Source organism: Sulfobacillus thermosulfidooxidans DSM 9293 (assembly GCF_900176145.1).
GTDB lineage: Bacteria > Bacillota > Sulfobacillia > Sulfobacillales > Sulfobacillaceae > Sulfobacillus > Sulfobacillus thermosulfidooxidans.
Map to the genome: position 1 here is coordinate 2,507,056 of NZ_FWWY01000001.1, position 23,325 is coordinate 2,530,380.

Annotated in this window: 18 protein-coding genes; 12 read left to right on the forward strand and 6 right to left on the reverse strand. The window is 49.5% G+C overall.

Features of this window, described 5'->3' with window-relative positions; genetic code table 11:
* Positions 1 to 58: 58 nt before the first annotated feature.
* The gene (locus tag B8987_RS12475) at positions 59 to 1,249 is read right to left on the reverse strand and encodes a transposase (RefSeq protein WP_020375712.1); all 1,191 of its coding nucleotides are present in this window, start codon (positions 1,247 to 1,249) and stop codon (positions 59 to 61) included.
* Positions 1,250 to 1,450: 201 nt separating this feature from the next.
* On the opposite strand from B8987_RS12475, the gene B8987_RS12480 reads away from it, so the two are divergent.
* From B8987_RS12480 to B8987_RS12500, 5 genes are read left to right on the forward strand one after another with little or no spacing between them, the layout of a single operon-like run.
* Complete coding sequence (locus B8987_RS12480; protein ID WP_020373602.1) at positions 1,451 to 2,974, forward strand: ABC transporter ATP-binding protein; 1,524 nt, start codon at positions 1,451 to 1,453, stop codon at positions 2,972 to 2,974.
* Positions 2,971 to 4,086, forward strand: a complete 1,116-nt coding sequence (locus tag B8987_RS12485) for an ABC transporter permease (protein ID WP_020373603.1) — start codon at positions 2,971 to 2,973, stop codon at positions 4,084 to 4,086. Before B8987_RS12480 ends, B8987_RS12485 begins: the two co-directional genes overlap by 4 nt.
* A complete protein-coding gene (locus tag B8987_RS12490) occupies positions 4,083 to 5,006 on the forward strand; it encodes an ABC transporter permease (protein ID WP_020373604.1) in 924 nt (307 codons plus the stop codon). The genes B8987_RS12485 and B8987_RS12490 overlap by 4 nt, the downstream gene beginning before the upstream one ends.
* A gap of 11 nt (positions 5,007 to 5,017) precedes the next feature.
* Complete coding sequence (locus tag B8987_RS12495; protein ID WP_020373605.1) at positions 5,018 to 5,914, forward strand: pseudouridine-5'-phosphate glycosidase; 897 nt, start codon at positions 5,018 to 5,020, stop codon at positions 5,912 to 5,914.
* Positions 5,907 to 6,740, forward strand: a complete 834-nt coding sequence (locus tag B8987_RS12500; RefSeq protein ID WP_020373606.1) for a carbohydrate kinase family protein — start codon at positions 5,907 to 5,909, stop codon at positions 6,738 to 6,740. Before B8987_RS12495 ends, B8987_RS12500 begins: the two co-directional genes overlap by 8 nt.
* A gap of 372 nt (positions 6,741 to 7,112) precedes the next feature.
* On the opposite strand, the gene B8987_RS19410 is transcribed toward B8987_RS12500, so the two are convergent.
* Together B8987_RS19410 and B8987_RS12510 are read right to left on the reverse strand one after the other, a co-directional pair.
* Positions 7,113 to 7,484, reverse strand: a complete 372-nt coding sequence (locus B8987_RS19410) for a hypothetical protein (protein ID WP_139793552.1) — start codon at positions 7,482 to 7,484, stop codon at positions 7,113 to 7,115.
* Between the two features lie 276 nt (positions 7,485 to 7,760).
* Positions 7,761 to 9,263, reverse strand: coding sequence for a cytosine permease (locus B8987_RS12510; RefSeq protein ID WP_081503149.1), 1,503 nt, complete (start codon positions 9,261 to 9,263; stop codon positions 7,761 to 7,763).
* A gap of 129 nt (positions 9,264 to 9,392) precedes the next feature.
* Between B8987_RS12510 and B8987_RS12515 the strand changes: the two genes are divergently transcribed.
* Complete coding sequence (locus tag B8987_RS12515; protein WP_020373609.1) at positions 9,393 to 10,433, forward strand: LacI family DNA-binding transcriptional regulator; 1,041 nt, start codon at positions 9,393 to 9,395, stop codon at positions 10,431 to 10,433.
* 515 nt (positions 10,434 to 10,948) lie between these two features.
* On the opposite strand, the gene B8987_RS12520 is transcribed toward B8987_RS12515, so the two are convergent.
* The 3 genes from B8987_RS12520 to B8987_RS12530 all read right to left on the reverse strand — a co-directional run bounded on the left by B8987_RS12520 (position 10,949) and on the right by B8987_RS12530 (position 14,973).
* A complete protein-coding gene (locus tag B8987_RS12520) occupies positions 10,949 to 12,529 on the reverse strand; it encodes a PucR family transcriptional regulator (protein ID WP_081503151.1) in 1,581 nt (526 codons plus the stop codon).
* Positions 12,530 to 12,685: 156 nt separating this feature from the next.
* A complete protein-coding gene (locus B8987_RS12525) occupies positions 12,686 to 13,507 on the reverse strand; it encodes an SDR family NAD(P)-dependent oxidoreductase (RefSeq protein WP_020373611.1) in 822 nt (273 codons plus the stop codon).
* The gene (locus B8987_RS12530; protein ID WP_020373612.1) at positions 13,507 to 14,973 is read right to left on the reverse strand and encodes an NCS1 family nucleobase:cation symporter-1; all 1,467 of its coding nucleotides are present in this window, start codon (positions 14,971 to 14,973) and stop codon (positions 13,507 to 13,509) included. Before B8987_RS12530 ends, B8987_RS12525 begins: the two co-directional genes overlap by 1 nt.
* A 131-nt stretch (positions 14,974 to 15,104) precedes the next feature.
* On the opposite strand from B8987_RS12530, the gene B8987_RS12535 reads away from it, so the two are divergent.
* From B8987_RS12535 to hydA, 6 genes are all read left to right on the forward strand, one after another.
* Entirely contained in the window at positions 15,105 to 15,821 is a 717-nt protein-coding gene (locus B8987_RS12535) for a maleate cis-trans isomerase family protein (protein ID WP_020373613.1), read from the forward strand.
* A gap of 132 nt (positions 15,822 to 15,953) precedes the next feature.
* Positions 15,954 to 17,327, forward strand: a complete 1,374-nt coding sequence (locus B8987_RS12540; RefSeq protein WP_020373614.1) for an aspartate aminotransferase family protein — start codon at positions 15,954 to 15,956, stop codon at positions 17,325 to 17,327.
* A gap of 265 nt (positions 17,328 to 17,592) precedes the next feature.
* On the forward strand, positions 17,593 to 18,480 hold the full coding sequence (locus B8987_RS12545; RefSeq protein WP_020373615.1) for a nitrilase-related carbon-nitrogen hydrolase: 888 nt from the start codon (positions 17,593 to 17,595) through the stop codon (positions 18,478 to 18,480).
* 157 nt (positions 18,481 to 18,637) lie between these two features.
* Positions 18,638 to 19,972 (forward strand): NAD(P)-dependent oxidoreductase, encoded by a 1,335-nt coding sequence (locus tag B8987_RS12550; RefSeq protein WP_020373616.1) that lies wholly within the window; start codon positions 18,638 to 18,640, stop codon positions 19,970 to 19,972.
* On the forward strand, positions 19,973 to 21,229 hold the full coding sequence (preA, locus tag B8987_RS12555; RefSeq protein WP_020373617.1) for an NAD-dependent dihydropyrimidine dehydrogenase subunit PreA: 1,257 nt from the start codon (positions 19,973 to 19,975) through the stop codon (positions 21,227 to 21,229). It abuts the gene before it with no gap.
* 29 nt (positions 21,230 to 21,258) lie between these two features.
* Positions 21,259 to 22,641 (forward strand): dihydropyrimidinase, encoded by a 1,383-nt coding sequence (gene hydA, locus B8987_RS12560; protein WP_084661659.1) that lies wholly within the window; start codon positions 21,259 to 21,261, stop codon positions 22,639 to 22,641.
* The last annotated feature ends 684 nt before the right edge of the window (positions 22,642 to 23,325 follow it).

Consider the following 23,325-nt stretch of genomic DNA (forward strand, 5'->3'; position numbering starts at 1 on the left):
CCCGGCGAACGACCCCGGATCGCTCGCCTCACCGCCGAGGCGTGATAGGAGCGGAATGCTATGAAACGGTGGAAGCCAGCACCGTCGCGGCCAAGGCAATGACTGCGAAGAGATGATGGGTATGCACCTTTCGTCGTCCGCGCACGCGGACGGTGCGGAGATTCAGTTGTTCCTTCAGGTAGCTGAAGGCCCGTTCCACGCTCGTCCGCAAGTTATAGAGGGCATCCCATGTCGCCGTTCCGCGCACGATGCGCCCCACTTCGCGGGGATTGTCAGCAATCGCCATTTTCTGGACATAGCCATAGTTCGAGGGGGAACACCATGCCATGCCCATGGGACACTCGACATGTCCTGTCGCATGGGGACATCGAAACTTTTGGGTCTCCGTGGTCGCATCATAGCCCGCTAACGTCAGCGGGTAACCCATGGAACAGGTTGGACGCCCCAGGGTGTTGCGACCCTCGGGTGCCTCACCCCCGTGGCGATTGAGCGGGATAATGGGAATCAGTCCTTGCGCATGGAGATCCTGATACAGGGTCGCCTGATCGTACCCGGCATCGAAAATCGCCACCTGCTGCCCCATGTTCCGGTCGGTGGTGATCTGGACCAGCGGTCGGGCCATGTTCACGTCATGCACCATGGCTGTCGTGGTCAGCGCAGCCAACGGAAAGAGGCTCCCGGCCGCCACCGACAGATGCAACTTGTAGCCGAACCACCGATATTTCTGGCCCTTGGGCCCGGTCTTCATCCCCCAACTAGCCCGCTCGAGATCTTGCGCGTCGGCATGCCGACGCGTTTTCTCATAGGCGGGGATGTCGGACGCATCATACGCCGCCACGTCATCCGGTACGAGATGGCGTTCCCGTGCCGTCTCAACGAGTTGGGCATGGATGACTTGAAGGCTCGTACAGCGACTCAATTGGTTAAACAGACGCGAGAAGGTCGCCGCCGAGGGGACATCGGATTTCCCGCGATAGCCGACAATCCAGCGGAACACGGGATCGCGGCGCAGGCGAGCCCGTAAGGCTTCGGTGGTGGGAATTTGCTCCACCGCTTTCGCTATATAAGCGCGGATCATGGTCGGTCGATCATGCTGTTCCGGGCGGCCCGTGCGGGCCGGTGGTGGTAATGCCGCCAATGCGGGGCTGAGGGGTACCTGATCTAAAATTCGCTGCAACTGGTCATCCCATTCGGTATCTTTTATCCAATCCTGCAGGGAAAAGAACGATGCTTGGCGAATAGAGTACATGGTGAGTTCCTCCTCTTGGCTTGTTTGGTTGGGTAACTAAAACTTCGCCAGGGATGGTAGGAACTCCTTTTTGCGTCCGATTCAGGGGGAAATATTTTCTCTCAGGCTACAGACCCCTTGGGAGTCGCGGGTTTTGAGTTATGAAAAACCCTCCTTTGAGAATTATCCGATTTGAGCGGGCCGCACTAAGGAGGACGAATCATGGCCCAACTTGATGTGAACGATGTGACCAAACATTTTGGATCACTTATCGCTAATGATCACATTTCCTTTTCGGTAGATTCAGGGGAAGTGTTGGCTATCCTTGGGGAGAATGGTGCGGGCAAATCGACCCTGATGAAAATTGTGTCGGGCTTCTTGCGGCCGGACACGGGTAGTGTGATGGTCAATGATCGAAGCCTTCGGTTAGGAGACCCGCAGGCGGCCATTGCTGCCGGTATTGGGATGATCCATCAACATTTCATGTTGATCAACAAGATGACCGTGATGGAAAACCTGATTTTGGGACATGAACCCAAAACATTTTGGGGTCAGCTGGATAAAGGGCGAGCTGAGCGCGAAGTCCGCGAACTAGCCGACAAATTTGGGCTTGATATTAATCCTTCGAGTCTCGTCGAAAATTTAACGGTGGGCGAGCAACAACGGGTAGAAATCTTAAAAGCGTTCTACCGCGGAGCAAAAATTCTTATTCTCGACGAACCCACAGCCTTGCTGACGCCACAAGAAACCCTGGGATTATTTCAATCGATCCTTGAATTTGCCCAAATGGGACTCTCAGTGGTTTTTATTAGTCATAAATTAGATGAAGTCTTAACCATTTCCGACCGGGTTCTGGTGATTCGCCGAGGACGGGTTGTTGATCAGACCTTCACAAAAGACACGGATGCACAAAGACTGGCCCGGATGATGGTGGGGCGGGATGTGAATCTGACCATGACCCGCACGTACCAGGGCACAAGCGATCCCGTTTTGCGTCTTGAGAACCTATGGCTTCGTGCTACGCCATCAACTCATTCACTGGGCCCGATAACCTTTACACTCCATAAAGGAGAAATTTTGGGTGTAGCCGGTATTGAGGGCAATGGGCAGCAAGAGCTGGCCGAAAGTATCGTGGGGATAAGAGAGCTAGATGACGGTGAGATGTTGTTGAATGGAATGCCTATCGAAAAGCTCTCGGTCAGGAAGCGGCTTGAGGCGGGCATTGGCTACGTGCCAGCAGACCGGCAAGAAGAAGGATTAGTGCTGGATTTAAAGATTTGGGAGAACTTTATCTTGCGGGATTATTACCGGCATCCTTATCGACGGGGCATGGGGATTGATCAGCATGTGGCCAAGCAACACGCCGAGGCGGCTGTCAAGGCTTTTGATATCAGGCCGGGGAATATTGAATTACCATGCCGGGCATTATCGGGAGGTAATCAACAAAAGTTATTATTAGCCCGAGAAATAAGTCGAAAACCGCACATTCTCGTGATTTCCCAACCGACGCGGGGACTCGATGTGGGAGCTATCGAATATGTTCACCAGCAGTTAATCGCCTTGGCAGCGGCCGGAACCGCCATTCTTCTTATTTCATTGGAATTAGATGAGTTAATGCGGTTGTCTGATCGCATTGTCGTCCTCTTTCGGGGTCAAATTTCTGGACAGGCTGAACGTCATGCTTTTAATCGCCAACAACTCGGACTCTGGATGGCGGGACAACAACCCAAGGAGCTTGTCTTATGAGCCGTACGCGTATGATCTTAGGCCCATGGCTGAAGCCTTTATTCACGGTAATTATGGGCCTTGTGATTAGCGCCCTCATTGCTCAAGTTACGGGTTACCCAGCATGGACCGTGCTCTCGGCATTATGGGCCGGTTCAGTGGGAAACCTCAGTAATCTCGCGAGCACTCTCGTCATTTTTGTTCCGTTGTCGTTAATGGGCTTGGGCATTGCTATCGCTTTTCGCGCGGGATTATTTAATATTGGTGCCGAGGGTCAATATTGGATGGGAGCCATCGCGGCCGCGTGGGTGGGAGCCATGGGTGGACGGTGGCTTCCGGGCCTTCATCTGGTGGTCTTGATTATGGCTGCCGTCGTAGCTGGTGGACTTTATGCCTTAATTCCTGGTCTTTTGAAAGCCTACCGGGGAGCTCATGAAGTCATTACCACGATGATGCTCAGTTATGCCGCTATTGAATTTGGCCATTACCTCATTGAAAAGGGGCCCTTAATGCTGCCCGGTAGTATTCCCGAATCTCCACCCATTGAAGCCTCTGCGACTCTTCCCATTTTGGTTCCCACAACAGAACTCTCGGAGGCATTGTTTTTTGCCTTGGCAGGGATTATTGTGGCGGCATGGCTTTTATTCCGGACCCGTATGGGATTCGAAATTCAAATGACGGGAAAAAATTCTAAAGCGGCCCGGTTGGCTGGGGTATCGGTTCCCCGCCTCACCGTGATAAGCATGATGCTCTCAGGAATGTTCGCCGGCCTGGCAGGGGGGCTACAAATTAGTGGGGTATCGCATCAACTCTTTGACTCTTTTGCTAATCAATATGGCTATACGGCCATTGTGGTGGCTTTACTGGCCCGCAACAATCCTTGGGGAATTATTCCGTCTGCCTTTTTGTTTGCAGCACTGCAAAGTGGTGCGGGCTACATGCAAATGAATGCCTATATACCCGCCCAGATTGCTTATGTGATTCAAGGCACCATTGTGTTGATGGTGGCCATTGATCGGTTGTTTGACGGGTTAGGACAAAAAATGGGGTGGTTTCGTAAAAATGACAACCCACCTGCAGACCCGTTTCCATCAATAACCCACGCCGTGGTCGAGGAGGAAGGAACACTGTGAGTTTTTTTACCAATCCGGAGCTTTGGACATTGACCGTCACCATCTCTGTTCCCCTCATTTATGCGGCATTGGGCGGGATGTTTTCAGAACGGGGAGGGGTCATTAACATCAGCATGGAAGGGATGATGTTGACTGCCGCGTTTGTCTCCGTGGTCTTCGCCAATATTGGCAATAGTCCCTGGATTGGTCTCATCATGGGGGTTTTGAGTAGTGTGGTCATGGCCCTGTTATTCGCCTGGGCGACGTTGCGGTTGCAGGCGGATCAAGTTGTGGTAGGCATGGCCATCAATTTATTGGCTTTAGGCATTACGGGGTACCTGTTAGATGCCTTTTATGGGTATAATGGCACACCGACTAATACGCCCTCATTACCAACGATTGACATTCACTGGCTTGGGGGGATTCCTGTCATCGGGCCGGCTTTGGCGCAAGAGAATGTGTTGACGTTTTTATTAGTCCCCGTCTTGTTCGCGGCACAATATCTGCTGTTTTATACACCCTGGGGGCTTCGGTTGCGAGCCATGGGAGAAAAACCCCAAGCGGGGCGCAGTGCCGGCTTAAGTGTTAGTCGTTACCGCTTGTCGGGAATTGTGTTATCCGGCATTTTATCGGGAATAGAGGGAGCCTATCTATCAATTGGCGTCTTGAACAGCTTCAATGTGGATATGACGGCAGGACGCGGGTACATTGCCTTAGCGGCGATGATTTTTGGGAATTGGCGTCCCAAAGGCGTGTTATGGGCGGCTCTCATGTTTGGCTTCTTATCGGCGGCCAGTATTCAACTGCAAGGCACGGTCATTCCTTCGGACATTGTTCTCATGGTACCCTATTTATTAACAGTGGTCGCCGTAGGGGGATTTGTGGGCCGTACAACGCCCCCAGCCGCTGACGGCATTCCCTATCAAGATGAGTCCTTATAGAGGTGAGGGGCATGTTGGAACATATGAGGCTTCATCCCGAAGTGCAAGAGGCCTTGGCAAACAAAAGTGCGGTGGTGGCGTTGGAAACTGCGGTTTTAACGCACGGGTTGCCCTATCCGGCGAATGTTGAAACACTTCAGGATATGACCCAAGCCGTGCGCTCGTCCGGGGCCATTCCAGCGGTCATCGGCCTTCTTCATGGTGACGTGGTGGTGGGGCTCGCGCCTTCTGAGTGGGAAGAGATGTTGGTGGACGCCGAAAAGTGCTCGATTCGTGATTTAGCTCCGGCCATCCTCCGTCGTAAAAATGGAGGAACAACCGTGGCGGCCACGGCCTATATCGCCCATCATGTGGGCATCGACGTGTTTGCCACGGGGGGCATTGGGGGCGTCCACCGCGGGGTTTTTGAAACCTGGGATGTTTCTGCAGACCTTTATGCGATGGCGTCTTGTCCCATCGTGGTGGTGTCTTCGGGGGCCAAGAGTATTTTGGATTTGCCAAAAACTATGGAATTTCTTGAGTCTTTAGGGATTCCTGTCATTGGCTACCAGACCCGTGATTTCCCCGGTTTTTATGTCGCCTCCACGGGTCTTCGGCTATCCGGGACGGTCCATGATGTCCACGAAGTCGCTGGCATGGTATACACCATGCGGGATTTGAAATTGCCACAAGCCTTACTGCTAGTGCAGCCTGGGCCTTCGCCAGTCGATCCGGATTTTGTGGAACATCTTGTGCAAGAGGCCTTGGAACACGCCAGGGCTCAAGGAATTTCGGGGAAGGCCACCACGCCCTTTTTGTTGGATTATTTAAATAGGAGGGCTGGAGAGCAGTTGCAAAAAGCCAATATGGCATTATTGAAAGCCAATGCGGCCCTAGCCGGAAAAGTGGCTGGAGCCCTTCATGGCTAATATCGATGTCTTGGTTTTAGGCGATACAGCATGGGATACCGTGGTGCGCATCACCAAACCGCTGGCCTTTGGCCACGATGTGCCCGCACGGATTTTTGCGGGGCCTGGGGGTCAGGGGTTAAACATGGCGGTCAGTGCAAACAAAGAGGGTGTACGGACCGCTTTAATTACCCAAATCGGTCACGATGAACGCAGCCAATTTTTACGAGATTGGATCCTCCAACAAGACATTATCCTCCCTCTTTTGACTGAACAAGACCCGTTGACGCAGGTCGTCGCGGTGGTACGAGATGACGGGGAACGCGCGTTATTAACGGATGCCGGAAGCGGACCGTTGTCATGGCCGCCGTCTTCGTTACGACCCTGTATTATGCTCGTCTCGGGATATCTTCTGGCCCGTGATGACGGAGTCGAGCGGGTGATAGCCTGGATGAAATGGGCCCGCGACCAGGAAGCGACGATCTTGCTTGATGCCTCCCACCCTCGCCTTGCTCCGCAACTCACTGCGGTGTTGGAATATGCCGATTGGCTGTTAGCCAATGAAGAGGAGTGGGATGCCTTAGGGGCTCCTCATTCTCCCGCTGTCTTATTAAAACGCGGGGCGGAAGGGATAGATATTATCTTACCCTCTGAGAGACGGCAGATTCCTTCTCCCCCGGGCGATATTATCGATACCACAGGCGCTGGCGATGCGGTTGCTGGAAGTTTTGCCGCAATGTTAGCCAAAAATTATAGCCCTATTGAAGCCGCCACACACGCTATTTTACGCGGGGTTGAAGTCTGTGGCCATTTGGGTGCGGTTTTTTGGAATCATGTTAATGACTGATATCCTCGAGCAAGAAACAGATTGTGGGGCTTTTCGTGGATTCGATCTGTAACTTTGCTTAACTATACTCAGGGCTATGCGGGATCGTTCTACCCAATTCGTTGTTCCCATAACATATCACGAAGCTGGCAGTGAGTGACGGTTCCTCTGCCTATCAGTCAATCCGGTTTTATGCCTGTGGCCGAGTCATTTTAATCCGAGGGCAGATCTTTAAGATTGCTAGCGGTCATGGTTTTTTAGACCTTTAAAGGGTTTCAAAGCGTGTTCTGCCTAGAACAGGGGATTTAGGCCAATTTTACAAAAATTTGTTACCGAACATTGGCAATATTGCCTTGCGAGGCATCTCGGCCCTACTGCCAATTTTTATTAGGGCTATCTTATATGGTATTTTTGTTGTAAGGACCAGAGCATGGCATCTGTAGCGGAAACAAACGACTTCGTCGTGTGCTTACGTAAATCATTTCCCATAATTATAGTTCGTGTTATCGTACAAGCCAAATAAATTCCGTCGGCCGGTGATCGATTCCCTGTTAATACGGCAGGAATTAAGTCTTCGACAGTTAACCGTGCAATATCTACACCATTATCATAGCCTAAGCAAGCAGAGGCATCAACTTGAAGACCATGCGACATGGCCCACTGCACTTCGAAATCATGTCGTGATTGCCCATAGGGCGTCAGAATAAACCACGATGTCCATTGATGTTCAGTCCCAAATTCAAGTACCGAGCCGGGTGCAGTCACAATAGGGCCACCTACCGTTTGATGGAGAGCACTTCGTCCAGATGGAGAAAAGGCACCATAAGCACGTGCATAAAAAATCACATCCCAATTCTTAAATGGTTGAATTAGTTCCTTAACTGTTTTTAGAAGTTTCGTGCGTTCTTCAATCGATTCCCCTCGTCCTGGAAGAAAGGGCATCACAATATCAACCCACTCGATGTTTGGATAGGCAGTACATAAATCAGAGAATAACGTAGTATTTTCGGACGATCTTAACACTAATATTTTTATCATTTACTATACGAGTCCTTTCGACTTGATTTTGGACTTCGATACATCGATTTGTTGTCGAGGCATTATAATCATATAACACAGTCCAGCTATGACCGCTCCGGTTAGCCAAGAAGCTTTACTTAAATAAGTCCATCCGGGAAATGACAATCCAAAATGGCCCATAAAAACTACGAATAAAGCGACGGCTACTGCAATAATGGCCCGAATATTGAATCCCCGATAAAAATAATATCGACCGTCAAGACGATATATGTCCGAAACATTGAGATGACCACGTTGAATCAATACATAGTCAACGATAATCACGCCAGCGAAGGGTCCCAACAGTGAAGCAACAAAGAGAATCCAAGTGTTAAAATATTTATACGCTCCTTGTGCATACAAGGACCACGCTCCAATTGCTATTCCAAGAATAGTAACTATTGTAACACCTCGAGTCCATGTTAAGTGTTTAGGCCACGTATTATTCAAATCATAGACCGGCGGTATGGAATTACTGAAAATATTAGTATTCATAAGTAGTGCTGCGTAGAAAAATAGGACAATGATAGTAAGCCAATTGGGATGTAAGAAACCAGCCACTAACAAAATAGGGTCGTATACTGTATGACCGGTAAGGGAATGAACTACACCTGTCATTAAAGCACCATAAATAATTGTCATAGTGTAAATGATCGGAAGACCCAATTGGCCTAATAACATCGCACGGACGGATGTACCGAATCGCATCATATCAGGCCAGCTAATTACCTGGGTAGCATGAATGTTTGATGAAAGGAATACAAGTAAAACTGGGATAATGGCTGATGTGAGTGGTGCGGCAGGTTGATTCATTGCTTGTGTTAAGGCAATCGGATAACGGCTCACAAAATCAATAAACACGAAAGTTAATACCGCGATTGATAGTAATGGCATCCAACGACTCAGCCACTTTAATGAAGGGGCAGATAATATAGGTTGAGCCTTAAGCAAAATGACATATTGTGCACTGGTAGCAATGACAAACATTGTCCAGAATAGAAGTGGATAGTGAGTTACTAACATACCTGGGCTTAGTGAATGGAGTGCGAGTAAAGCAGTCCGGTGACCCATTGCTATAATCCACAGACTAACAAGGGCCTCAGTAATTAAAAAAGTCTGCACGCCCCAAAAACCGAGCCCGACGAGAAATCGAGCCCATGAGGGTATAAAGGTTCCCCATATACCGAAGCGGGTGCGATCTAACTGAGGTTCAGCTAGCCCATATATGATTGCACCATGAGATTGCACAATCAATGCAACAAGTGTAACGAGATCCCCAATAAGAGCAATGGTAACCACTTGCCACCAATTAAAACCGAATACAATCCCTGCGCTTCCAACTAACATCGAGCTTGGGGAAGCAATTGACGCCCAAACTCCAAACAAGGCCCATGCGTTCCACGTCTTTCGCTCTGGCGAGACTGGGGCTATATCCGCGTTGTACAATAAGGGAGATGGGCCAGAATTCGATTCATTATTCATCATCAGCCCTCCAATTAGTTGGTGATAACCATATACTTTTTGAAAATCATGGGTTTATGGGACGATATGTTCATAATACTAATATTTTCATGAAATGCAATCGATTTCATTATGTTTGGAGGATATTTGGGCATGTCGACAATGCAAGATGTAGCGAAGCGCGCACATGTGTCTGTGACAACTGTGTCGCGAGTTCTCAATGGGGATAGTCGTGTCAAAGCGGATACACGAGCCCGTGTGGAACGTGTTATGGCAGCTATGGGTTATCAGCCTAACTTGGTAGCTCGGTCCTTGCGGCGGCAATCTAGTCATGTTATTGGCCTCATCGTCGACACATTGGACAATCCGTTTACTGCAGAATTAAGTCAAGCATTAACCGCGCATCTATCTCAGGCTGGCTATCAACTTATTCTGGCAGATACGGAGCGTCAATCACAGCATGGGCCTGCGATGCTTCGTATGTTAGCTCAGCGCGGGGTCGACGGCATACTATTTGCCGCGGGATGGGATAAGGATCCTGAACCATTGGCAGTTGAGTGTGGAATTCTTCAACGAAATGGAATTCCAACAATTATAGTTGGAAACATTCTTCAGTCGGTGCCATCAATTGCTGTTGATCATTATGGTGGAACTCGAAAAGCAGTTGACTATCTCTATCAACTCGGACATAAACATATCGCATTTATAAGTGGAGCTCACGAGACAGAAACTTCACGTCTTCGTCGACAGGGTTTTATTGAAGCCACTCGAACGCTAGGAATTGAGCAGGCCTTAGTTTTTTCATCCTATGGCTCTCCCAAGAGAGCCTCCCAAATAGTCCGTGAACTAGTAAGTTCTTCTCCTCTTATTACGGCGATTGTGGCTGCAAGCGATTATGTTGCTATTGGTGTACTGCATGGTTTATATAACTTAGGTTTGAACGTTCCAAGGGATATGTCGGTTTTTGGATTTGACAATGTAAAAATGAGTCAATTTCTCTGTCCTGCATTAACGACTATTGATGGTGAAATAGACAAACTAGCACATCAAGCATGGACTATGATATACGAGTTGATGCAAGATCCTATGGCACATAATAATCCTGAGGTATTGGCGCCACATGTAGTTGTTCGAGAATCGACCTATAGACCACGAGGATCAAAGTTCATCGAAGTGCCGCATAACACCATATGAACTTTGCTCTAGGTCGTGGTCATTAAATCACTGTCATGAAATAACTATGGAAGATTGTTGATACTTGATGAAGTGAGTCGGTGGGCAACTGTCTTAGCAATGAATGCTTGTTTGGATAGTCTTGCACGTTGACGTAACTCAATCATTGAATTTAATGACAATAGGAACGTGCAAGGAATACTCTCATTTTAATAAGATGAATAAGAACTGAGGACCTATAATGATTTAGACGTACGATACTCATATCCAGTGAGCACGGCAATGGTCGTGAACAAATTTATGGATATTGCATCGTCCGTGCACGCGGACGGTCCTCGGGCCAATGACGGAGAGGTATTCCACACTATGGTTACGCGTTCGAACTCACTAATTAAGGCAAACGTCGGCCATTTTTATAACTTTGTTAACCGATTGCGATCTGACTATATATAGACAAGTCTGACCTGAAATTACATGTTTTGAATTTATTCTAATTCTCTTAAGTTGACATAAGTTTTTTCTATGAAACAGAAATTTTACATCGAATGACGAATATTTGATGAAATCGGGATTGTAATATGTTTATGCAGGCGCACATAACGGTAGGCCAAAATAGCATTTTCCAAGGCCACCCGGCGTTCAAAGGCCATAAAGTCATCCCCTAATAACATTTTCAGGGAACGGATACGGGCATAAAGAGTTTGGCGGTGAATTCCTAAGACTTGGGAGACATCGACTTTGGAACCTTGGAGCATGAGAAGTGCTTCCAGGGTTTCTAACAGTCCATGGGTATGTTTCTTTGACGAGTTTAACAAGGGATCGAGTTCTGGATGAATCACCCGTTGTTCCAGTTCGGTAATGGGGGTCGACAAAATCCAGCGGTAGGCGCCCAATTTTTCATAACACCGAATGGCGGGGCCAGGCGGGCTGAGGCGCGCTATGGTGGCCGCGTCATGAGCCTCCCCAAAGGCCTGGTGAATGTCTTCAATGGGGTGATGCGTACTTGATATCCCCGTGGACGGCACGGATAAGGTGGGATGAACGGTAAAAAATGCCCGGATTCGTTCGGGTAAGCGTTCGATATCCCGAGTACGTCCCATCACGACGGTAGCCAGGCGCTCTTCGTGTTCCATGACCGCGGTTGTGAATAGGGTAGATAAGTCCCGGAGCAAACCCGCCAGGGTACCAGCTGCCTCACGGGCGGTACTCTCCATGAGCATGACGCGAAAGCTTTTATGATGTCCATAATTGTAACGGGAGCGAAATCGTCTAATCAGTTCGGGTGCCGGATTTTGATTAAAGAGCAACTGTTCCAGCAAGACTCCTTCCTCGTGCCGTTTGCGTTTTTCTAATGTGTCGGCGCGAATGACTTCCTGAGCGGCAGCCGTCGTGACCCGGTCTAGAGCTAAATACCAGTATTCATCGACCTGTAACGACGGGAGTAAAAACAATACATCGCCGACGGTGTGGCCAAACACCGTGATCGATTGACGTAAATGAGGCAGGGGATGGGGACAGAAAATGGGATGTGGGGCCTCATCGTGATACGGTAGTACGGCAAAGGGCCACTCACCCCAAAGCATGGGCGTACCATGATCACGAGGAATATAAGCGATGGGGCGTTTTAGGGTATCGTAGCTCGTGCCAAATAAGCTGGGAAGCCCTTCGGTATTTAGTAGCACTTTACGAAGACAACTCGACAAGGCATCGAGATCTTCTAAAATCTTATGATGCTGGCTCAATAAGAGACTATTCACTTCTTGGGATAAGTCGAGAAAACGCACGGAGTGAGGGAAAACAATTAAAGGGAAATCATGCTGGTTCCCCATTTCGAGCAAATCGGGGGGAAGTTCCTCAAAGTAGGTGCCAAGTTCCACGACGAGACCAGCGGCTTGCGCCCCGATGAGCCCATCCATAAACATCTTCCGATTTTCGGGTGTGCCAAGACCTAAGCCTGTGGTCAAAACCAGCTCCCCGCCTCGGAGATAATTGCCGATGTTAGGGATTTCTCCGACGTGCACCCATTTGACAGGGCGTTCGAGCCCCTGATGGCCCGCGACCACATACGCGGGCATGAAGAGATTCCTCGCTAACACATCCCGGACGCGTAACATCATTTTGGCCCCCTTTCTAAAACGTCCTGTGTACCGTTTGAGTCATGGGACATGATGGATATGAGACATTATAGGCATGCATAGAGAGGAACATGGACGAAAACCTGATGAAACCCAAGGAATTCAGTCCAGCGCACAAAAGCCGGCATTGATGATGGATCAGGATCCTTTGTGAAAAGACAGCCAATCAATGACACTTTTATCTTGATCCCCATCGACCGCGATGACCGTGCCATGCACAAAACTGGCCCGGGGTGATGCTAGAAAGAGGACCACGTTGGCTACTTCTTGGGGCGTGGCAATGCGGCCTATGGGAATCGACTGGCAAAACAGGGCATGGGCTTCTTGTGGAGTCATGGCATGATCGCGGGCGAAGTCTGCCATTAAGTTCCACCAGCGGTCGGTTTCCACGGGTCCCGGATTGACGGAATTAATCCGGATATGATAGCGCCCATATTGTTTGGCGAGAGCCTGGCTCACGGCTAAATCGGCGGCATTGGCGGCTGTTCCCGTAATTTCCCAATACGGGTATTTGGTGCCGTCATTGCCTATCACATTGACAATCACGCCGTGGGCCTGTTCTTGGAAGATGGGCAGCACTTGGCGCATCATGCGCACATAACCTAAAAACTTGACGGAGAGCGCTTTTTCCCACATTTCATCCGTTAAATCCTCAAGGAGTCGGCCCGGGGCATTGCCCGCGTTATTAATCAGCACGTCGATATGCTCAAAGTGGGAAAGAATGTGTGACACGGCCCCTGCTGCTTCATCTTCAGCGGATAAATCGGCCACAACCGCCAAAATGTCTTGATGAGGGAATTGTGCCTGCAAGCGGTTTTGTGCTGCCTTTAATCGGTCGCGGTTTTGCGCGATTAAGGCAACATGGGCCCCTTCTTGCAAAAAACCTTCGGCAACCGCGTAGCCAATGCCGCGGCTGCCTCCAGTAATCACAACAATTTGATTGGTGAGCTCAAGATCCATTATTGGCCACCTCGGTCCAACGCGATGACCGGGGTCGATTCGGTTGTCGCTAAGGACGCCTGCGAGCGGTTCATCAGAATTAAATAGACAATAAATGAAGCGGCAAATCCAGAAAACCAGGCATAACTGAAAAGCCATTTGAGTGCAGGGACAGCCAGTCCAATCAGCGCAATCAGAATCCCGGCTGCCATGGCAATCATGCCATTAAGGTTATAGCCTCCCGTGTAGGTGTAATCGCCATGGGTGTGATAAAGATCGGCGACATTCAGGATTTTCTTGCGGTAAACCCAGTAATCGGCGATTAAGATCGCGGCAATGGGACCGAGAAATCCTGAGTAAATGCCTAACCAGCTAAAAATATAAATGTGGGGATTGGAGAGGAGAAGCCAGGGAAACATCAATATGCCAATGATGGCGGTAATCAAGCCCCCGCGCTCAAATGTCATCCGGGGAAAGATTTGAGACAAGTCATAGGCCGGGGCGACAATATTAGCTGCAACGTTGACGGATAAGGTGGCGATAATCACCGCACCGAGTCCAATTACTTCGGTAAGGGGGTTTTTGAACATCATGATTAAGGACACTGGATCCCAAATGGCTTTGCCGTAAATGACAATGGATGCCGAGGTGACCAAGATCCCGATTAAGGAAAATAGGGTCATGGTCGTGGGAAGACCTAAGGTTTGTCCCCATAACTGGTCTTTTTGCGAGCGGCTAAAGCGGGTAAAATCAGGAATATTCAAAGACAATGTCGACCAGAACGCAATGACCCCTGTCAACGAGGGGATAAACACCACAAAAAATTGAGAAAACGTATGCAAACTGCCCTTTTCATTAATCATAGGCCCCCAGCCATGAGCGGCATGATGGGCCCAGAATAGTAACAGCAGCCCCAAGATTAATACTAAAGGACCGGCCCAATTTTCGAAACGACGCACCGCGTCCATCCCGTGATAGATGACCCAGACATTGAGAAACCAAAACAACAAAAAAGCGATCCAGCCGCCCAAGGTTAATCCCACGAATGTGCCATGTTGGGCCCAGTGATTCCATCCAGGGATTATGAGGCCAAATAAGGAGTTGACGGCTGAACCCCCAATAGCGGCATTAATCCCAAACCATCCTGCCGCCACCAGTCCTCGGAGTATGGAGGGAATGGTCGCACCATATACGCCAAACGAGGCCCGGGCTAAAACCGGAAACGGGATACGGTATTTGGTTCCGGGGTTGGAATTCAACAGAATAGGGATTAAGACAATGAGATTACCCAGCACAATGGTTAAAATGGCCTCCCACCAGGTCATGCCGAGGGCAATGAAGCCTGCGGCCAAGAGATAGGTCGCCACGTTGTGCGACATCCCAATCCACAGGGCTGCGTAATTATACATGTTCCACGTTTGTTTCTCCGCGGGAACCGGCAGTAAATCGGGATTCATTAACCGCGAATCATTTTCCATCGCCGCCATTAATCATCGCTCCCTTCACAGTTGAGGTTTAAAATGTGTTAGAATCAATTCCACAATAATCGAAAATATGTCCGAACATTATGGACAAAATGTCAGAAATTTAGGGGGAATATGCAGACATTGTGTCAGAGATGCAGAGGAAAATCGGCATAATCCTGCCATCATCGAATACCATTGTGGAGCCGCGCAGTTATGAGCTCATTTCCTGGGTACCCGGGGTGAGTCTTCATTTTGCCAGACTGCCGGTGGTGAGAATTGAGGCCAACGAGACATCCTTTCGGCAGTTTGCATGGGAAGCGTTTGACCGGGCCTGTGATGAGCTTTTAAGTGCCGAGGTCGATGAACTGATCTGGAATGGAACGAGCGGAGGATGGCTTGGAGTCGATTGGGATCAGACGCTCAGCGAACATTTAACATCTGTCGCCAAGCGTCCGGTGATTACGGCGTTTGAGGCGACGATAGAAGCCACAAAGGCTTTATGTGTCAGGACCGTTAGCCTCGTGACGCCATACATTGAAGAACTTAACCAGCGTATTATGCGAAATTTTGCCGCCATGGCTATCGACGTGATCAAAGAGTGTCATTTGAATTTAACTCAAAATACCGATTTTGCCCGCATTAGCTCGAATACGATTCTCACCTGCCTTCAAGAGGTTGATGATGATAACGCCCAGGCTTCCGTGATTTTTTGCACCAATATGAATGGCAGTGTGGTGGTGAGAACATGGGAAAGACAGAGCCACAAACCCGTGATTGACTCGGTCCAGGCCACGTTGTGGTGGGGGTTAAAGCGGCTTGACGTGTCGACGACGTCTTTAACCCGTTATGGACAGCTTTTTGGGAGGTAGTTAAATCTGCAGAGGGAATAACCGAGAAGGAAAAAATCATGACAGATTGTCTAATGTTTTGAAGACAGCCGTTTGCTAGCATAATCCTCAGTTCATTGATGAGCTGATGATGTCAAAAGGAGGGGCCAAAAGATGACCCACGACGCGTCCAAGGTTGCCGAAACTCCCGTTGATACGGGTGGAATGGATCTCATTGAGCGGCAAAAACGTTATCTAGTCCCTGGAATCAGTTTATATTACCAAAACCCGCTCACCATTGTGCGCGGGCAAGACCGATATGTTTATGGTGCCAACGGCGAGCGCTATTTGGACTTTTTTGGAGGAATATTGACTGTCTCTGTGGGCCATAGTCACCCCAAAGTCGTGCAAGCAATTGTCGAGCAAGCCCAGCAATTTCTTCATACCTCTACGCTTTATTTAACCAAGCCGATGGTGGATTTAGCTGAGCGTCTGGCACAGATCACCCCTGGCCCCTTAAGTCAAAGCTTTTTCACCACGAGTGGTACGGAAGCCAATGAAACCGCTTTGGTGATGGCGCAATTAGCCACCGGAAATCACGATATCATCGCGTTGCGCCATAGTTATTCGGGCCGTTCTCATATGACTATGGGTCTCACGGGACAGGCGGATTGGAAATTGGCCGGAGGCGGGATGCATTTACCGATCCGCCATACCCACAATGCCTATTGTTACCGTTGCCCATTTGGTAAAACTCCCGATATGTGTGCCATCGACTGCGCCCAGGATCTTGAGGAGTTTATTCAAACCAGCACATCAGGCCGGATTGCCGCGTTAATTGCTGAACCCATTCAGGGGGTAGGGGGATTTATTACTCCACCCGTGGGCTTCTTTGAAAAAACCGTCGAGATCACTCGCCGCCATGGGGGGCTCTTTATCGACGATGAAGTGCAAACAGGCTTTGGGCGTACCGGTAAACCTTTTGGTATTGAACATTATGGGGTGACTCCGGATATCATGACCTTTGCCAAAGGATTAGCTAATGGTATGCCCATTGGGGCAACGATTGCGACGCCCGAAGTCGCTCAGAGCTACCGGGGACCTACGATTTCCACCTTTGGCGGCAATCCCGTCTCGATGCAAGCCGCTTTAGCCACCTTGCGCGTGATTGACGAAGAACATTTAGTGGAGAATGCCAGGGATGTTGGGACAATCCTTCGCACAGGGCTCGAAGACCTGTCGGATCAATATCCGGTGCTGGGCGATGTGCGCGGGATGGGGCTCATGCAGGGGATCGAAATTGTGCGAGAAAACAAAATACCGGCGCCGGAATTGGCGTCATCCATCCATGAATTAGCGCGCCAAGAGGGCTTGTTGCTAGGGTTAGGTGGCCTCTATCACAATGTGCTCCGGATTGCTCCGCCCTTATCGGTCACGCGCACTGAAGTCCAAGACGCCCTTCTCCTGTTAAAAACGTCTCTCAAGCACCTAACGGAACAATATCCCCAACTTAAAAGCCTACCACCAACCCGCATTCATTATCGTTAGACGGTATTTTGTGCAATTGGCCCAGACAAAACGTCGCGTTTTATTCACCAAAATTCGTTCTCGTGTCAGCTGTTATTCGCGTGATGAGTCCGTATAGTGAAAGAAGAGCATGGCCCTCTCGAAAGCATTAGTCTTTATGCTGCCTTCTTAACACGTTTTGACATTCGCACAAAGTCTTAGCCCTTAGTCATTGTCTGCCCCTTTTAAAGCGGGTGAGAAGATTTAAACCAAAAAATTGACAACAGTCGATGGGGGGAATCAGATCATGAGTCATATTGTCCGCGTGGGCCTCATCCAATCCCACCACGAAGTACCGGGTGAAGAACCGGTTTCGGTGCACAAAGCCTATGCGGTGGATAAACATCTTGGCATGATTTACGAAGCCAAATCGCGCGGGGCACAAATTGTGTGCTTACAAGAATTGTTTGTCGGTCCCTATTTTTGTGCGGAACAGAACCCGAAATGGTATGAGCTGACGGAAAAGATTCCAGATGGCCCGACCACAAAGATGATGCAAAGTGTCGCCAAAGAAACCCAAATGGTGTTAATTGTGCCGCTCTACGAAGAAGAGCAACCAGGCGTGTACTATAATGCAGCGGCTGTCATCGATGCCGATGGTCAATACCTCGGCAAATACCGGAAGAGTCATATTCCCCAGGTGCAGGCGGGACCAAGTCCCGATACCGGATTCTGGGAAAAATTTTATTTCCGTCCCGGCAATTTGGGGTATCCCGTGTTTGAAACCGCGGTCGGCCGGATTGGGGTTTATATCTGTTATGATCGTCATTTTCCTGAAGGGGCTCGGGCCCTAGGCCTTCATGGAGCCGAAATCGTCTTTAACCCCTCCGCCACCGTCGCTGGCCTCTCCAAGTATCTCTGGAAGTTAGAACAACCCGCGCATGCCGTGGCGAATGGCTATTTTGTGGGAGCGATTAACCGGGTAGGGGTCGAAGCCCCGTGGAACATGGGAGAATTTTATGGTGAAAGCTATTTGGTGGATCCCCGGGGACAATTTGTCGCCCAAGGCAGCTCAGATCAGTCCGAAGTGGTGATTGGCGATGCCGATCTCGATTTGATTCGCGAAGTGCGCAACACCTGGCAATTTTTCCGTGATCGCCGTCCCGAAACGTATGATCCCTTAACCGCCTTGTAAGTGTCTACTCTCTTTATCGTTATAACGTGACCTTATATGCCCTGCGTCAATCATGGCACACACCCCATGTTTGGCTAGCAAGCTTTGTGGGGAAAAGGTTAACCCCACAACCGTAAGAAAACGGGTCAACATCTTAGGAGAGGAGGTTTGTGCATTGATGCCGACCCATTTGGGTTTTGAAGAAGTCGTTCCGCCGTTATCGCGTCAGGAAGCGCAAGATGAAGCGTTACGCTGTTATTACTGTTATGATGCGCCGTGTATGGCCCATTGTCCCACGGGGATTAATATCCCTGAATTTATCCGGCATATTGCCGAAGGCCATTTACAAGGGGCGGCGCGGGTCATTTTCGATGCCAACATTTTGGGCAGTACCTGTGCTCGCATCTGTCCAACCGAAGTGTTATGTGAAGGGGCTTGTGTCAGGACGAAGGACTCGCGTGCGGTCAGTATTGGCCGTTTACAGCGCGTAGCTACGGATTATGCCATGATACAGGGGTTTCCCACTTTGCCTGCTAAATCCATAAAAGCGCATGCTGATGTTGGCATTGTCGGGGCCGGTCCGGCGGCATTAGGCGCGGCTGCCGAATTACGGCGGTATGGATGTCCGGTGACGGTGTACGAAGCGCGTGAACAGGCGGGAGGTCTTGATACCTACGGCATTGTCGAATTCCGGGAGCCTTTGGCGGTGAGCGAATGGGAGGTCCAGCAAGTTGAGGCGCTAGGGGTGCAGTTCCACTATGGCGTAAAGGTGGGCCAAGACCTGAGCTGGGAAGAGGTGAAATCGCGTCACGATGTCCTGATTATTGCTGTGGGTCTTGGGCCCGTTCCACCCCTGGGAATTCCTGGAGAGCAGTTGAAGGGGGTCTATAACGCGCTTGAACTGATTGCCCTCACCAAAATGGGAGAGGATCAGTCCGTCGATTTGGGGACCCGAGTCGTCGTGATTGGGGCAGGCAATACGGCGGTGGATGCCGCCACATGTGCCAAACGCCTCGGCGCTCTTGAGGTCACCATTTTATACCGGCGTGGAGAAGACGCTATGCCAGCGTATGCGTATGAATACGCTTTTGCAAAACTGGAAGGCGTCAATTACAAATGGTGGACGGTTGTCACATCGATTCTTGGAGAGACCCAGGTTAAAGGGGTGCACTGTAGGCAATCGGCTTTAGCGCAAACCAACACCTCAGGCGAATCCTTACGTCATCAGCCCTTAGTGGTGAAAGAGGACAGTGATTTTGAGATAGCGTGTGATAGCGTGATTATTGCCACCGGACAAAGTCGTTTGAGGAGTCCTTGGGCGGCTTTAGGCATTCAGCAAAAAGGGGACGTTCCCATGGTTCATCCCCTCACCTTCGAAACATCCCGACCTCGTGTTTACGCCATTGGCGATTGTTTAGCGCCCAGCGAGGCCACCGTTGTGAGTGCGGTGCAACAAGGTAAGCAAGCGGCCTGGGATATTGTTAAGCGTTATGCAAAGGGGGAAAGCGCATAAATGGCCGACTTATCTGTCAATGTTGCCGGTATTTCCTCGCCCAATCCTTTTTGGTTGGCATCAGGCCCGTTAACCAACACGGCTTATCAAGTGATGAAGGCTTTTGATGAGGGATGGGGTGGGGCCGTCTGGAAAACTGTTGGGGAGCCGGTCATTAATGTGAGTTCCCGTTTGGCGTCCATCGATTATGGCAATCGCCGGATGATGGGGCTCAATAACGTGGAATTAATTTCCGATCGGCCGATTGAGGATAACTTGAGGGAAATTGCGGAAGTGAAACGACGCTTTCCCAAACATGCCGTTGTGGTTTCGTTAATGCTTCCTTCAGTCCCTGAGGTATGGAAAGACATGATGCACCGGGTTGAAGATACCGGGGCCGATGGTGTGGAACTGAATTTTGGATGTCCACACGGCATGAATGAGCGCGGAATGGGCTCTGTGATTGGGCAAGTACCAGAATACACGGAGCAAATTACGGCCTATGCCAAGGCCGATTCCCATTTACCCGTGATAGTCAAATTGACCCCCAATGTTACCGATATTAGAAATCCCGGACGGGCCGCCGTGCAAGGTGGGGCCGATGCCCTGTCCCTAATCAATACCATAAACAGTGTGATGGGGGTCGATCTCGACACATGGTTACCCCGTCCCCAAATTGATGGCCGTGGATCTCACGGAGGATATTGTGGACCGGCGGTAAAACCCATTGGGCTCTATATGGTATCCGCTTTGGCCAACGATTTGAAAGTGAAAGTGCCTTTGGTGGGCATTGGCGGCATTGAGTCATGGCAAGATGCCGTGGAATATTTGCTTTTGGGGGCACAGGCCGTTCAGGTTTGTACCGCGGCGATGCATTATGGCTTTCGCATTATTCATTCGATGATAGAGGGGCTCAATGATTATTTGAACGATAAGGGGATAGCCCGAGTCCAGGATATTGTCGGTCGTTCTGCCAATAAAGTGGGCGATTGGAACGATTTACGCCTGTCCTATTCCTATAAAGTGGTGGCCAAGATCCATGAAGACAAGTGTATCGGCTGCAATCTGTGTTATGTGGCCTGTGATGATGGGGGTCATCAATGTATCGACAAGGGCCAGGAGATGAAGGCCCCTGTGGTACGGGAAGAAGATTGTGTCGGTTGTAATCTGTGTGCTCTAGTGTGTCCCGTGCCGGGGTGTATTGAAATGCAGGAGCATGATTTGGGTATTGTGGAAACATGGCGCCAGCGCCAAGACCGGCTCACGTCGTTGTCGTAACAACTATTGGGGAATGGAGGGACTGTGGGATGAAAACATTAATCAAAAACGGGCATATCGTGACTGCTGTCGATGACTATCATGCGGATTTATTGATTGACGATGGTGTCATCATGCAGATTGGGAAAAACTTGAGCGCTCAGGCTGATGACGTACTGGATGCCCAGGGATTATTGATATTGCCTGGTGGCATTGATGTGCATACACATTTTGATATGCCATTTGGTGGCACGACATCGTCGGATGATTTTGAAACGGGCACACGGGCTGCAGCTTTTGGTGGCACGACGACCATTATTGATTTTGCCATTCAACAGCGTGGGCATAGTGCCCAAGAAGCCTTTGAAACCTGGTTGGGCAAAGCCGAAGGTAAAGCTTCCATTGATTATGGGTTCCACATGATTTTAAGTGAAGTGACCCCCGCCACATTAGCCGATATGGGATGGCTGGTGGACCGAGGGGTTACAAGCTTCAAATTGTTTACAGCCTATCCCGGTGTTTTTATGGTGAGTGATGGGGAAATTTTTCAAGCCTTGCAACGAGCGGGGGAAATTGGAGCATTAATTGCCATGCATGCCGAAAACGGCAGCGTCATTGATGTCTTAGTCCAACAAGCATTGGCTAAGGGACATACCGAACCCAAATATCATGCATTGACCAGACCCCCACAAGCAGAAGCGGAAGCCACACACCGGGTCATCGCGCTAGCAGAGATGGCGAACAGCCCGGTATATTTTGTCCACTTGTCGGCACTTCAGGCATTAGATGAAGTGACAATGGCCCGAGACAAGGGACAGGCCGTTTTTGCAGAAACTTGCCCTCAATATCTATTTTTGGATTATACCAATTATGAAGAAGAAGGATTTAACGGGGCTAAATATGTGATGTCGCCGCCATTACGCACTCACGAACATGCCCCACATTTATGGCGTGGGCTTGCAGGGAATGATTTGCAAGTCGTATCGACGGATCATTGTCCGTTTTGCATGAAGGAACAAAAAATCTTAGGACGCGATGATTTTTCCAAAATTCCTAATGGGGCCCCTGGGGTAGAGACACGGCTGAGCCTTCTTTATGATGCAACAGTGCGTCAATCACGCATGTCCTTAAATCGTTTTGTGGAAATTACCTCCACGTCACCGGCAAAAATCTTTGGATTGTTTCCCCGAAAAGGCACTATCGCGGTGGGTTCTGATGCCGATCTTGTCATATTCGATCCCGAGGGCAGTATGCTCTGGAGTGCGAAAACCCATCATATGCGTGTCGATTACAATCCCTATGAGGGACGCGTAACCCAAGGGGCTATTCGCTATGTGTATTCTCGCGGAGAGAAAATCGTAGACAACGGGCAATATTTTGGGAAACCAGGTCGTGGTCAATTTCTCGTCCGTAACCATTTCGTAAAACCTTAAGAAACAATGTGAATTTCAGATTTTTACTCTTCCACAGCCCCATTTGTTGTCGTCGATCGCCAGTAGCGCAAAAAACCCCGGGGATCGACGACAATCCCAAAAATCCCGAAACCCTTATGTAGCAAAGGTATAGGGATTTTATCATTATAAACTTACAATACTTTCCATTAAATATCCAATTGACAATCCTTTCCTAGAGCCGCAAAATAGGGTTCGTAGCTTACCTATGAGGAATTGAAACGATTCAAGCCGCCATTTATAACAGCATGCAGCAGAGTTCGTAGCTTACCTATGAGGAATTGAAACAAGAGCAAGTCTTACAGAATTTTCTCCGCAAGTATATTGGTTTGTAGCCTACCTATAAGGAATTGAAACCCCATGGCGGTATCCTTGCGGCGAGCGAACAGAGGAAAGCCCACCGAATTTATTGGAATTTTCAACCCTATTATCGACATCATTTGAAAGATCATGCGAATAGGGATTAAACCGATACGTCGGGATACGCCGACAGTCCTCCGCGGAATAGTGGTGATAGGTATGTAAATGGTGAAACCAATGATCCAGAACGTGTCCCATAGCTAGATGATGCGGCTTGGGTATCAATGGAGTGAGACCTCCTAAACAATAGTCGTAGTTTATTCTAGTTGATGTGTCTGACATAGACCATGGTCTAAATGTGTAACC